General features: G+C 48.1%; 9 protein-coding genes and 1 pseudogene. 4 read left to right on the forward strand and 6 right to left on the reverse strand.

Going from position 1 to position 13,157, the window contains the following annotated elements; translation table 11 throughout:
* Positions 1-1,118 (reverse strand): annotated as a pseudogene (locus tag V7D78_RS09535) (fumarate hydratase); the annotation flags it as partial.
* Between the two features lie 98 nt (positions 1,119-1,216).
* Between V7D78_RS09535 and pabB the strand changes: the two are divergent.
* The 3 genes from pabB (at position 1,217) to V7D78_RS09550 (ending at position 4,698) form a co-directional block, all read left to right on the forward strand.
* Positions 1,217-2,593, forward strand: coding sequence for an aminodeoxychorismate synthase component I (gene pabB / locus V7D78_RS09540; protein WP_333608220.1), 1,377 nt, complete (start codon positions 1,217-1,219; stop codon positions 2,591-2,593).
* On the forward strand, positions 2,590-3,162 hold the full coding sequence (locus V7D78_RS09545) for a CoA pyrophosphatase (RefSeq protein ID WP_333608221.1): 573 nt from the start codon (positions 2,590-2,592) through the stop codon (positions 3,160-3,162). Before pabB ends, V7D78_RS09545 begins: the two co-directional genes overlap by 4 nt.
* A 153-nt stretch (positions 3,163-3,315) precedes the next feature.
* The gene (locus V7D78_RS09550) at positions 3,316-4,698 is read left to right on the forward strand and encodes an L-serine ammonia-lyase (RefSeq protein WP_333608222.1); all 1,383 of its coding nucleotides are present in this window, start codon (positions 3,316-3,318) and stop codon (positions 4,696-4,698) included.
* Here the strand turns inward: V7D78_RS09550 and V7D78_RS09555 are convergent.
* The 4 genes from V7D78_RS09555 to V7D78_RS09570 all read right to left on the reverse strand — a co-directional run bounded on the left by V7D78_RS09555 (position 4,695) and on the right by V7D78_RS09570 (position 11,113).
* Positions 4,695-4,964 carry a putative signal transducing protein gene (locus tag V7D78_RS09555; protein ID WP_333608223.1) on the reverse strand — a complete coding sequence of 90 codons (270 nt, stop codon included), beginning with the start codon at positions 4,962-4,964 and terminating at the stop codon, positions 4,695-4,697. The genes V7D78_RS09550 and V7D78_RS09555 overlap by 4 nt on opposite strands.
* A gap of 125 nt (positions 4,965-5,089) precedes the next feature.
* Positions 5,090-6,724 carry an L-lactate permease gene (locus V7D78_RS09560; RefSeq protein ID WP_333608224.1) on the reverse strand — a complete coding sequence of 545 codons (1,635 nt, stop codon included), beginning with the start codon at positions 6,722-6,724 and terminating at the stop codon, positions 5,090-5,092.
* Positions 6,725-6,731: 7 nt separating this feature from the next.
* Positions 6,732-9,896: an efflux RND transporter permease subunit gene (locus V7D78_RS09565; RefSeq protein WP_333608225.1), complete on the reverse strand. Its 3,165-nt coding sequence runs from the start codon at positions 9,894-9,896 to the stop codon at positions 6,732-6,734.
* A 5-nt stretch (positions 9,897-9,901) separates the two neighbouring features.
* Positions 9,902-11,113, reverse strand: a complete 1,212-nt coding sequence (locus V7D78_RS09570; RefSeq protein WP_333608226.1) for an efflux RND transporter periplasmic adaptor subunit — start codon at positions 11,111-11,113, stop codon at positions 9,902-9,904.
* Between the two features lie 504 nt (positions 11,114-11,617).
* Here V7D78_RS09570 and V7D78_RS09575 point away from each other — a divergent pair.
* Positions 11,618-11,926 carry an isoamylase early set domain-containing protein gene (locus tag V7D78_RS09575; protein ID WP_333608227.1) on the forward strand — a complete coding sequence of 103 codons (309 nt, stop codon included), beginning with the start codon at positions 11,618-11,620 and terminating at the stop codon, positions 11,924-11,926.
* Between the two features lie 55 nt (positions 11,927-11,981).
* Here V7D78_RS09575 and V7D78_RS09580 read toward each other — a convergent pair whose 3' ends face one another.
* Positions 11,982-13,100 carry a beta-ketoacyl-ACP synthase III gene (locus tag V7D78_RS09580; protein WP_333608228.1) on the reverse strand — a complete coding sequence of 373 codons (1,119 nt, stop codon included), beginning with the start codon at positions 13,098-13,100 and terminating at the stop codon, positions 11,982-11,984.
* Positions 13,101-13,157: the final 57 nt, after the last annotated feature.

A 13,157-nucleotide genomic window follows, 5' to 3' on the forward strand; every position in this document is an offset into this window, starting at 1 on the left:
GACGTAATAAATAAAGCGGTTTTTAAAATCGACACCATCAGGCAAGGCTTCGCCACGCTGCAACATATCGGCAATACGCTTGTGCGCCGCATCACGGCCGGTAAGCATTTTACCGCTTAATAGCACGGTTTCACCGGCCTGCCAGCTTTGTACGTCCGCTGGGGTAACGGTATCCAGATTGACCCGTCGTACCTTGGCGCCTAACTCCCAGGTGACCTGCGGCCAGTCTTCCAGTTTAGGCGGCTGAATATCAGCCGGGCCACTGCCATCTAAATGAAAATGCAAATGGCGGGTAGCGGCACAATTGGGGATCATTACCACAGGTAAAGATGCCGCATGGGTCGGCACTGATTTAATTTTGATATCCACTACTGTGGTTAAACCGCCAAGACCCTGGGCACCTATGCCCAGTTTGTTAACCTTTTCATACAGCTCCAACCGCAGTTTTTCTTCTGCTGTCTGGGCCCCTTTATCGATGAGCTGCTGAATATCAACCGGATCCATCAGGGATTCTTTGGCTAACACCGCGGCTTTCTCGGCGGTACCACCAATACCTATGCCCAGCATGCCCGGCGGACACCAGCCTGCGCCCATTTTCGGCAGCGTTTCCAGCACCCAGTCAACGATTGAATCGGACGGGTTAAGCATGGCCATCTTGGTTTTGTTTTCTGAACCACCGCCTTTAGCGGCAATCATCACTTCTACATGATGGCCGGGCACCAGATCTATATGCACCACGGCAGGCGTATTGTCTTTGGTGTTTTTACGCAACCCCGCCGGATCGGCCACTATAGACGCCCGCAGCGGATTATCCGGGTTTAAATAAGCACGGCGGGTGCCTTCATCCACCATTTGCTGCACCGTTAAATCGGTGTTATCCCATTTGACGTCCATACCCATTTTGACAAAGCAGGTCACGATACCGGTATCCTGTGGCCTTCGGCTGACATGCGTGAGTTAATCAGAATTTGCGCTATGGCATCTTTGGCCGCCTGATTTTGTTCTTTGTGGTAGGCCACTTCTAATGCCTGAATAAAATCCAGTGGATGATAATAAGAAATATATTGCAGCGCATCTTCAATGCTATCGATAAAGTCTTGCTGGCGAATCACCGTCATGCTTACCCTTCCTATAATGCCATTAGTGGCTTAACCATTAACTATTGCAACCTGTGCTGGTATGATAACGCGCATCGAAAACAGCGGCTAGCCCTTCTATGCAGCAGTACCTTATTGAGCAGGATGCACCTGACGATTTAACCGCCATTTTTGGCTTTTTTTCTGACCACCCATGGGCGATGTTGCTCGACTCGGCAGCCAGCGCGCACCCAAATAGCCGTTATCACATTATGGTGCTGCAACCTCAAGCCACACTAAGGGCCCAAGCGGGCGTAGTGACCCTGAGCGACGAGCACGGTCAACATCATTACACAGAAGATCCCTTTACGGTATTAGACTGTGCGCTAAAACGCTACTTCCCCACGCCACTTAGCAGTGATTTGCCCTTTTCTGGCGGCGCTCTGGGCTACTTTGGCTATGATTTAGGCCGCTACACCGAACGTTTGCCCGCGCTGTGCGCACAGGATATTAAGTTACCTGACATGGCCATTGGCCTGTACCGCTGGGCACTGGTGCTGGATAGCCAAAGCAAGCAATTATGGTGTGTTGATTACGATGGCCAGGCTGAGCAGCGCTGGCAAAGACTACGCCAGCTGATGGCCAAACCTTTAGTGCAAATCAACTTTAGCTTAACAGGGCCCTGGCAGGCCAATATGAGTCAGGCGCAATATGCCGAGCGCTTTGCGCAAATTCAGCAACATTTACACGCTGGCAACTGTTACCAAATTAATCTGGCACAGCGTTTTGCCGCACCTTATCAGGGCAATGAATGGCATGCCTATTTGCAGTTGCGCAAGGCCAATGCCGCGCCTTTTTCAGCCTTTATGCGCCTGCCCGAAGGCGCTATATTAAGTATTTCCCCCGAGCGTTTTTTACAGCTTAAGCAGCAAGAGGTTGAAACCAAACCGATAAAAGGCACCCGGCCGCGGCACAGAGACCCTGAGCAGGATCAGTTAGCTGCTATGCAGCTGCAACAGGCCGAAAAAGATCGGGCCGAAAACGTGATGATAGTTGATTTACTGCGCAATGACTTGGGTAAGGTGTGTCAAAGTGGCTCTGTAAAAGTGCCACAACTTTTTGCCATTGAAAGCTTTCCGGCGGTACATCATCTGGTCAGTACTGTGACCGGCACCTTGGCTGCGCACTATAGCGCGGCAGATTTACTCCGCGGCGCCTTTCCGGGCGGCTCTATCACCGGTGCGCCGAAAATCGCCGCTATGCAAATTATTGAACAGCTCGAGCCGCATTGCCGCTCAGTGTATTGCGGCGCTATTGGCTATATTAATAATAATGGTGATATGGATACTAACATCGCCATTCGTACTCTGGTGTGCAACGATGCACAAATTTATTGCTGGGCCGGCGGCGGTATCGTTGCCGACTCCGAGGTTAACAGTGAGTATCAGGAAACATTAGATAAGGTGCATAAAATTTTGCCGTTATTAGCAACCATGGCTGCAGAGCACAGCGAATGAATGCGCAATCCCTAAGCTGCCGTTTTTTGCTGCATTGCTCGCCAATAGTCACGGGCAATACCGGCATCACTCAAAGCCAAAACCCAGTAGCGGCCGCGGTGCTGGTGCCAATAGTTGATTACGGCGATAAGTTGACGGTGCTGTTTACCCAGCGTGCCTTGCACCTGAAACACCACCCGGGGCAAATCAGTTTTCCTGGCGGGCGCATAGAGTCAGGCGAAACTAGCCAGGATGCCGCGCTGCGCGAAGCAGAAGAAGAAATTGGCCTTGTGCACACTGACGTTAGCCTGCTTGGCCGCCTGCCTGAGCAAGATACCAGCACCGGTTTTGTCATTGAGCCCTGGGTTGGATTGATTCGCCCACAACACCATTTTCTGCTTCAAGCCTCTGAGGTGGCAGCAGTATTTGAAGTCCCACTGAGCCATTTTTTAACGGCCGCTAATCGTCAACATATGACACTGACTATCCAGGGCCAGCGGCGACAATTCCATGCCATGCCGTATCAGGATAAATTTATCTGGGGTGCCACCGCCGCTATCATGCATCAACTGCTACTGCACTTATCGTAAAGATTTGATTACGCAACAGCAGCTAAACACTGCTATCACGCCTATTTAGCCTTGTTCTAATAAACCCCGACCAGTTACCACACCGCTTACAGTCCTGCGCGGCTTCCGTTACAATAGCTTCATATCAATTAATTATTCTAATAGATACCCACTATGATAATCAGCGCTTTTGACATGTTTAGTATCGGCATAGGCCCATCCAGTTCGCATACCGTGGGCCCGATGCGGGCGGCAAAAAAATTTACCGACAACCTCAGCGATGCCTCGCTGCTCGATCAGGTGGCCAGTCTTAAAATCGAGCTGTTTGGCTCCTTAGGTCAAACCGGTGTCGGCCACGGAACCGGTAAAGCAGTGATTTTAGGCCTGTCCGGTTATTTACCCGAGAACATCGACCCTGATAGCGTGGATGGCCTGCTAAAACAAGTTCATGACAGCCAGCAACTCAAGCTGGCGCAGCAAAAAAATGTTAGCTTCCCGCGCGAAGGCGCCATAGTGTTTCACCGCCGCAAAACCTTAAAAGAACATTCCAACGGCATGGAGCTGCAAGCGTTTGACGCAGATAAACAGCTGTTGCTGAGCGAGGTGTATTTTTCTATTGGAGGCGGCTTTATTGTCAAAGCTGAAGACTTTGCCAAAGAAAAAGAAGCGGCCAGTCAGTTTGCGGCCAATAACCCGCCGCCTTTCCCGTTTGAGTCCGGCACTGAACTGCTGGCCTTATGTAAAGAGCATGGCTTGTCGGTATCCGGCCTGATGCTGGAAAATGAAAAAGTGCTGCGCAGCCCGGCGAAAATTGAAAGTGAACTAAACAACATCTGGCTAACCATGCGCGCTTGCATCGATCGTGGCATTAAAACCGAAGGCATCCTGCCTGGCGGCTTAAAAGTCAAACGCCGCGCGCCCGCCTTGTACAAACGCTTAATCAACGAAAAAAGCAACGATCCACTACAGGTGATGGACTGGGTGAACTTATTCGCACTGGCCGTCAATGAAGAAAACGCGGCGGGCGGCCGCGTAGTCACGGCACCTACCAATGGTGCCGCGGGCATTATTCCGGCGGTATTGATGTATTTTGATAAATTTATTCAGCCAGTCAGCCCGGAAATTGCCACCCGTTATCTGCTAACAGCTGCCGCTATTGGTATTTTATATAAGAAAAACGCCTCTATCTCCGGTGCCGAAGTTGGCTGTCAGGGTGAAGTAGGTGTCGCCTGCTCCATGGCCGCCGCAGCCCTGACCGAAATTCAGGGAGGCACGCCCTTGCATGTCGAAAATGCCGCAGAAATTGGTATGGAGCATAATCTGGGCCTGACCTGCGATCCGGTAGGTGGCTTGGTGCAAGTGCCCTGTATTGAACGCAACGCCATGGGCTCAATTAAAGCCATTAATGCCTCACGGCTGGCCTTGCGTGGCAGTGGTGATCAAAAGGTGTCGCTGGATAAAGTGATTAAAACCATGTGGGATACCGGGCGTGATATGCAAACCAAGTACAAAGAAACGTCGCGTGGCGGTTTGGCCGTTAACATTATTGAATGTTAACCCGGAGCGGGCAGCGGCTCAATCGACTCTCTGCCCTGCTCCGAGGCATCCGTTTCAGCACCTGCCTGATAACTGTTGATGATTTGCTCTGCCTGCTCACTATCTTCATCCTGCACCAGAATATTGGCAATACCCAGCGGCGCAACATCTCCCACCGCACCTTGCAGATAATGGCCGCCGACATAGGCGGCTATACCGTAAGATTGCAACATTCCCGCGACAATATGGGCTTCTAAAATATCGCTCGCTCTGAAAATGATTTTCATACAATCCTTATAAGCAGATGATCGTTGTGTTTAATGATACTGAGTATGCTTTGCCTGAATGTGCTGCTAAAAATACAGGCTATGCTATTGAACATAGCTGTTTTATCGCTTGCCAGCCATCTTTGTCAGCGAAATAGCATCCAGGCCACCACTGAGGCAGCAACACAATAAAACAGCATGGGCCACAGTGTATAACGGATGATCTCACCTTCCCGACCATTTAAATTGACTACGCTAGCGGCGGCAACCACATTGACCACACAAATCATATTGCCGGCATTAGCCCCCAGCATTTGCAGAGCCAGTACCAGGTTAGCTGGCAAATCAGCTTCCTGCGCCATTGCCTGCTGAAAACTACCAAACATTAAATTTGAAAAGGTGGCTGAGCCCGCAATAAAAGAACCCAGCGCGCCGACTAAAGGCGCCAGCGCCAACCAAGAGTCGCTTAAGTACTCGGCTGCCAGCGCAGCCAAGGCGAGTGGCATCGCCGGTAAATCTAAGGCATTTACATCTGAATGCAGGAATATCCGTACCATCGGCACCGCTGCAGCAAGCGCAATACAGGATGGTAACAGCATGATGCCACTTTGCTTAAAAGCATTACCCAGCTGCCCCCTCGACAACCGAAAGACTAACGCAGCTAACAGCGCAACCAGCATAAACACAGAGCCAGGCAGATAAAAAGGCGCCACACTGACCGTTAGCTCAGTGCCAAATATTGCTTGCCATTGCCAATTCACCCCTTGTAACCAGGCTTTGAATGGCAGCTCTGAGACACGGGTGAGCACCAGTAATAAAGCGACAACGACATAATGCAACCAGGCTTTCCAAAGCGCTATAGGTTTTGGCACGGAGATATGAACTGACTGAGTTTGAGCTAATTGGCTTTGATGAGTCTGTATGCTGAGATCTATCGCTCCGACAGGTATAGTTAGCGCAGGTTTTGGCGTTAATATTTGAAAATGCGCCGCACTACAAGTAATGGCTAATCCGATCAAGGCACCCAGTACAGAAGGAAACTCAGGCCCCAACCACCACGTAACAGCATAGGCTGGCAGTGTAAAGGCCAAACCGGATAATATCGCAAAAGGCGCCGCAGCCAAGCCATAACGCCAATTCGCCTGTTCGCAAAAAAAACGACTGTACATTAGCACCAAGATCAGCGGTAACCAGGACGCCACAAAGATATCAATACCAATCGCCGTTAAAGCGATCTGTTGTAATTCAATCGCTGTAACACCTGGTACACCTTGCGCTAAGCCCACTAAAACCGGGGTACCCACGGCGCCAAATGACACCGCTGCCGAGTCTGCAACCAAGGCTAATACCACTGCGGCGAGCGGACTAAAGCCCAACGCGACCAATAAGGGTGCCGCTATGGCGGCTGGTGTACCAAAGCCGGCAGCGCCCTCTAAAAAGCCGACAAAGAGCCAGCCTATAATCACTAGCTGCACCCGCTTATCGGCAGAAAGCTGGCTAAAGCCGGCTTTGATTACCGCCATGGCACCGCTTAAGGTCAGCACCTTTAACAGCACTATGGCCCCGAAGATAATCCAGAGAATGGTCGCTACAATAACTAGCCCTTCTGCTACTGCTGCAGCAAGTTGCAGAAATGACATCTGCCATACCCAATAGGCCAGCACAGTACTGATTAATAAGCTTAATGGCATCGCCTGCCGGGCTGGCAGGCGACATAACACCAGAAGGATAAACACACTGAACAGCGGCATAGCCGCTGTCAGAAATTGCCAAAGGGTCACTAAGTGCCTATTTTAGTATAGATTCCGTATTATTTAGCTTAACGGCACTTTTCCCGCTAAACAATGCTTTTATATCTTCTAAAATAACATAGAGTGCAGGGATCAATATTAGAGTAATGACAGTAGCAAACAAAATACCAAAGGCTAACGAGACGGCCATGGGTATAACAATTTTTGCCTGTAAGCTACGCTCTAACACTATGGGTGCCAAGCCCACAAAGGTGGTTAAAGAAGTAAGCAGAATAGCACGGAACCGCTGGGTGCCCGCCTCTACGACGGCTTGCTTGATCGCCACCCCCTGAGCCCTTGCCCGGTTAACAAAATCGACCATAATCAGACTGTCGTTAACCACAACCCCTGCCAGCGCCACTAAGCCAAACACCGACATAATGCTCATGCTTAATCCAAGCAACATATGGCCTATAACCGCACCAATTAAGCCAAAGGGAATGACACTCATAATAATTAATGGCTGCGCATAGGATTTCAGCGGAATAGCCATCAACGCAAAAATACAGAACAGCGCAAACACCGCGGCTTTCATTAGATCTTGCCGTGCATCAATTTCATCCTGGCTAGCCCCATCTAATTGCCCTGTTACCCCAGGATAGTTCTGCTCAATTTCTTTTAACGCGGTGCGGCGCAACTCGGCAACGACTTTCCCAGGCTCAATCAGTGATTTATCGGCAGAGGCGGTAATAGTCACCGCTCGTTGCCCATTCACCCGAGTAATAGCGCTAAAGCTCGGCTGCAGCGTATAGGTAGCCACTTGCGAGAACGGGACTTCACCGCCATTGGCGGTACGGACCCGCAAGTTCTCTAAATCACCTAAAGACCGACGCTCTTCCAGTGGATAGCGCACCATCACCCGCACTTCCTCGCCACCACGTTGCACCCGCTGCGCTTCGGCACCAAAGAAACCAAAACGTACCTGACGGGCCAGATCCGAGAGTGTAATACCCAGCAGATCTGCTTCCGGCTTTAAGGCCAACACAATTTCGTCATTACCGCCGCGCAGGTTGTCTTCAATATCAAATACCCCTTCGTAAGCCGCTAAACGTTGCTTTAAATCTTCTGCCGCGGCCTGTAGCTGCGGTAAATCGCGGCCACGTAATTGCAGCGCAATATCAGAGCCACCACCAAAGGTAGAATTATTCACTCTAAAGGTTTTTAAACCAGGAATATCCGGAATTTGCTCGCGCCACAGGCGGGCTATTTCGAAGCTATCGACTTCGCGCCCTTCACTTTTATCAAGCTCAACCACTAAGTTGCCAGAAGTATCACTGTTTAAAAATACCAAGCGATGTTTCACCACCACATCTTCACCGGCAGCTAGCAATTGTTGATCAACCCGCATTAAGGCCGCTTCAATTTCCTGAATAGCTAACACTGTTGCTTCATTCGACGCGCCTTCTTCCATCTGGACACTGGCCTGCATAAAATCACTAGGCACATCCGGGAAAAATACCCAGCGGACAAAACCGGCGGATAACACACCAAACATCAAGATCAATAGCGCAAAAAATATTGACATGGTGACATAACGAAACTCAATACAACGTTCAACAAAAGGCCGGTAACGATTATGAATAAAGCTAAATAATACCCGCGATACCGCACCGCGCACCCGCTTTAAGGTGTTACTACCAAAGCGCCCTAAAGCATAAACGCCACCTTTATCTGGATTCCAGGGTTTGGTATCCATATTGGCAATGTGGGTTGGTAAAATTAGTTTGGATTCAACTATTGAAAATACCAGACACAAGATCACAACCCAGGCGATAGAGCCCCAAATAGCGGATTGCGCGCCACCAACCAGTAACATCGGCACAAAAGCAGCTATGGTAGTTAACACCCCAAAAGTGGCGGGCATGGCCACTTTTTTTGCGCCGGCAATAACGGCATCTGTAGATTTGCCGCGCTTTTCAATTTCACTGTAGGCACTTTCACCGATGATAATGGCATCGTCCACCACTATCCCCAGCACCAATATAAATCCAAATAAACTGATCATATTGATAGACACGCCAAAGAACGGTAATGGCAGTAGCGCCAGGGCACCCAGAAAACAGATAGGGATCCCAACCATAACCCAGAACGCCACCCGGAATTCTAAAAATAAGGTCAGTGCCAAAAGTACCAAAATAACCCCATAAAACAGGTTACTGGTCATTAGATCTAAACGGCCTTGCAGGTAATAGCTGGAGTCCCCCCAATAATCTAAGGTAATAGTGGACGGTAATGCTTCGCGTTTTTTTTCAATATATTTTTTTACGGTATTCGCAATACGTAAGGTATCATCTTCACCTACAGCATCAATTCTAATAGAAACACTATTTTCACCATTAAAGGTCGCTAAGCGTGCGCGCTCGATAAAGCCATCTGTGACGCTGGCAATATCACCTAACATTAAGCGAGTACCGTCAGCATTGCGCAACAACACTATGTTAGCAAAATCATCCTCATAATAAGCTTGCCCTTTAGTACGCAGTAAAATATTGCCACTTTCAGAGCGAATCGAGCCACCGGGTAAATCAACTGAGCTACCACGAATAGCACTGACAATTTGATCAAAGGTTAAGCCATATTCTCTTAATCTGTGCTCAGGGATCTCAATGGAAATTTCGTAATTCCTGGCGGCAACTACGTCAACTTTACTCACCCCTGGAAGGGTTTTAATCTCATCTCGGATACTTTTCGCCAGCTCTTTTAAACTCTGCTCCGATGCTGGGCCATAAAGTGATAACCACATCACGTTACTTTGGAAACGAACACGGTACACCACCGGACGCTCCGTTTGCTCGGGCAAAGTGGAAATAGAATTAACCTGGGTTTTTATTTCTTCCATCACCTCAGAAATATTATAACCAGAACTAATTTCTAAATTTACAGTAGCCAGTCCCTCTACTGCGGTAGAGCGGATGCGTTTAATGCCATTCACGCCCCGGACACTTTCTTCGATTTTGTCGATAACGCCAGTTTCGACTTCTTGCGGTGCAGCACCTAAGTAAGGTACCCGTACCGTCACCACCTCTGTTTCAATTTCTGGAAAAGTTTGCTTTTTTATGGTTAATACTGAACCCAAACCTGCTAGCAATAACACCACCATTAATAAATTGGCGGCAACGCTGTTACGCGCGAACCAAGCAATAATGCCTTTGTTGGTATCCATAATTATTACCCTTCCAACTCATCAGGTTTCTGTGAAACATTGTCAGGTGCTGCAGTCTCGGCGGGTAACGCCTCGCCCTCGCCAGGTAATCTGACAAGAGTCCCCGCCAGAGGATTTGTGACTGGTGAGGTAACTAAGCGATCACCAGTTTCAAATCCGGCCTTAATATAGGCGTAGCGGGTATCTGCTCTATCTAATGATACCGTGCGAAATTGCAGAAAATTATCCGAATCAACAATCAGTAATTGATTGCCCGGTTTCAATAAATGCCGGGGAACTTTGACTACCTGGTTTGCCGCAATACCGCTAATCTCAGCTTGTACAAAGCGACCAAATTGTAACGGTATAGCATGCCCATTGCGCTGGTAAGGATCAATAATCTCCGCCACAGCATAAATCACCCGGCTACGCTCGTCTAAAACCCCTTCCGTTCGCACAATGCTTGCCTGCCAGCTCTGAGATTGGCCAGCCACGATTGCGGTCAAGACCACAGGAACAGGTTTTAAGATTGAAGCTTGCTGTGGTAAAAAACCAAAATCAGTATCTGAGAGAGGTAAACGCACTTCCGCCACGTCAGTTCCCAGAATAACCCCAAGCTGACTACCACGGCTAATAAACTGTCCCAGGTTTGCGGTTCTACTACCGACCATGCCAGCATAAGGTGCGCGGATTTCAGTGCGACTTAAATCGCGTCGAGCCCTTTCCAAATCTGCTTCTTTAGACTGCACATTAGCCAAGGCACTGGCCAATTGTGGTTGACGTAACCCCAATGCCGGGGCTTTACCTTCGGTAAAAGAACGCCACTCTGCTTCTGCAACCCTAACACGTGCTTTTTCTTCTTCTAATTGTGCCTTAGCCCCCGCCAGCGCAGCCTCTGAGGCTTTTACCGCAGTTAGATAATCAGCTTGTTCTACCTGAACCAATAAATCGCCCTGTTGAAAAAAACCACCCGCAACGAACTGCTCCGATACCGCGACTATGCGGCCATTAACCTCAGAAATGAGCGTAGTTTCTAATTTAGGACTTACTGTGCCTTGTGAAGCAATGCGATAAATAAAATTTTCTGCTTGTAACAGCTCTGCATTAACCAGCAAGGGTAACCTCTGCTGCTCTACTTTTGCCGGCGCCTTTCGCAAACCTGACATACTGCTTGCTACTACCACTGCGCCAACCAGAATTAGGATGGGTAAACCAATTTTCACAAATCTTGATGCCATAACCTAGCCTTGTTTTAATCAAATAATTTTGCTTATTACATTCTAACTGCTACAGGCCCAGATGTAGTCGTTTGTCTGTTAATCTTTGTATCAGTATTCCTGTTTCAAACTTGTATTAGTTGTAACATGTCAGACCTTCACTGAATATGACATTTAAGTTCAAAGATTGCTTTATAAGGCTTTAGCACCTCACACGGCTTGTTAACTTTGTTGTTTTTCAAATTCTTTATCGGCCTTCAAATAGTCTGTAAAAGATATATTTTGTTACAAACAAAAGGTTAGGTAAAAGACAGTTAAAGCATTGACCGCAAAACTATCCTCCTTTTATTGCTGTTCGCAAGCTCTGATAGATATCTTTTAACTGGAACCAGCCATTTTTTCAGTGGACGATTAAAATTATTGCATGCTGCTTTTTTAAGCATTGGCAAAGTATTCAGTTTCGGTTAGGGTAATAAGGTACCCAATAAATTGTGGGTACCCCCCATGTCGCAACAGGAGTTAGCAATGAGCATTAGTAAGCAGTATTTGAAAACCAAACCCGCTTGCAAAGTGACCTTTAAGCTGACAGCTGAAAGCCTGCCAGCTGCTACACAGGTTGCTTTGTTAGGGGAATTTAATAATTGGGATCCCGAGGCCGTTGTGATGAAAAAGAGTAAAAGTGGTGATTTTAGTGCCAGTATTACTCTACCTAAAGACAGCGAATTTCAATTTCGCTACCTGGTGGACGGTGGCACCTGGCTTAATGATGACGAAGCGGATGCTTACCTGCCCTCGCCATTATCGTACGATCATAATTCGGTGATCCGCTTGTAAAGTTGTATTTGTAAAAACGGGGCCAAAAGCCCCGTTTTTTTTGCTTAACTACAACTCAACATTGTTCCAGCACTAAACAGCCTACCGAATAACCGGCGCCAAAAGAGCATAAAATGGCCTTATCTCCGGTTTTTAACCCTTGTTTATTCAGGTGAAATGCAATTATCGACCCGGCGGAAGCGGTATTGGCATAAGTATCGAGCACCAAAGGCGCCTCAGCAGGCTCAGGATCGCGGCCTAATATTTTTTTTGCGGCAAAAATATTCATATTGATATTAGCCTGATGCAACCACAACCGTTTTAAATCAGCAGCGGTCACGTCTTGTGCTGCCATTTCATCCTGAATCACTTCTGCTACCAGTGGTAACAATTCTTTAAATACTTTGCGGCCCTGTTGTTTAAAAAAGGCTACTTCCGGATCCGGCTCACTAAAACAGTGCTCAGTGTAATTGACATCGCAACGAATATTATTAGAAAACTGGGTTTTTAAGCGCATGCCCATTATTCTGAACGCCAAAGGACTGCTGCAGCTACTTTGCGCTTCGATAATAGTAGCAGTACAGACATCACCAAAAATAAAATGGCTGTCACGACTGCGATAATTCACCTGTGGAGAGGCAAATTCAGGATTAACCACCAACACCACCCGCGCTGTGCCGCCACGTATCGCATTGACTGCATTACTGATAGCAAAGGTCGCTGATGAACAAGCGACATTCATATCATACGCATAACCCGTTGCCCCCAGTAATTGCTGCAACTCAATGGCCAGCGCCGGATAAGGCCGCTGCATGTTTGATGCGGCGCATATAATCAGATCGACATCAGCAGCCGTTTTACCGGCTTGCTGCAAAGCTTCCTTTGCGGCATGCAAAGCCATTTCTACCATTTCTGGAGCTTGTTGTTCATCTCGGCGGTCAAACACTGGGCGCATAATCGCGGGATCTAAAATGCCTACTTTATACAACACATGACGGGATTTAATTCCTGAGGCTTTTTCGATAAATTCACAGCTGGAGTAGTCCAGCGCGTCCATCTGTCCATCAGCAATTTCTTGTGCATATTGCTGGTTAAACTGATCAACATATTGATTAAAGCTGTTGACTAACTCTTCATTGCTGATGGTTGCGGCCGGGGTAAACAGACCGGAGCCACTGATCACTACGTTTTCCATGCAGATTACCTTGTCATAAATCGACGTTATTTGGTGATATCACCTTATTTTTGCAAA

This window comes from Arsukibacterium sp. (assembly GCF_036735525.1).
In the GTDB taxonomy this organism is placed as follows: Bacteria; Pseudomonadota; Gammaproteobacteria; order Enterobacterales; family Alteromonadaceae; genus Alishewanella.

Excerpts from the sequence above, each read along its gene's own strand:
- pabB (WP_333608220.1), top strand. The coding sequence starts at position 1,217 with ATGCAGCAGTACCTTATTGAGCAGGATGCACCTGACGATTTAACCGCC.
- V7D78_RS09545 (WP_333608221.1), top strand. The coding sequence starts at position 2,590 with ATGAATGCGCAATCCCTAAGCTGCCGTTTTTTGCTGCATTGCTCGCCA.
- V7D78_RS09550 (WP_333608222.1), top strand. The coding sequence starts at position 3,316 with ATGATAATCAGCGCTTTTGACATGTTTAGTATCGGCATAGGCCCATCC.
- V7D78_RS09555 (WP_333608223.1), bottom strand. The coding sequence starts at position 4,964 with ATGAAAATCATTTTCAGAGCGAGCGATATTTTAGAAGCCCATATTGTC.
- V7D78_RS09565 (WP_333608225.1), bottom strand. The coding sequence starts at position 9,896 with ATGGATACCAACAAAGGCATTATTGCTTGGTTCGCGCGTAACAGCGTT.
- V7D78_RS09570 (WP_333608226.1), bottom strand. The coding sequence starts at position 11,113 with ATGGCATCAAGATTTGTGAAAATTGGTTTACCCATCCTAATTCTGGTT.
- V7D78_RS09575 (WP_333608227.1), top strand. The coding sequence starts at position 11,618 with ATGAGCATTAGTAAGCAGTATTTGAAAACCAAACCCGCTTGCAAAGTG.
- V7D78_RS09580 (WP_333608228.1), bottom strand. The coding sequence starts at position 13,100 with ATGGAAAACGTAGTGATCAGTGGCTCCGGTCTGTTTACCCCGGCCGCA.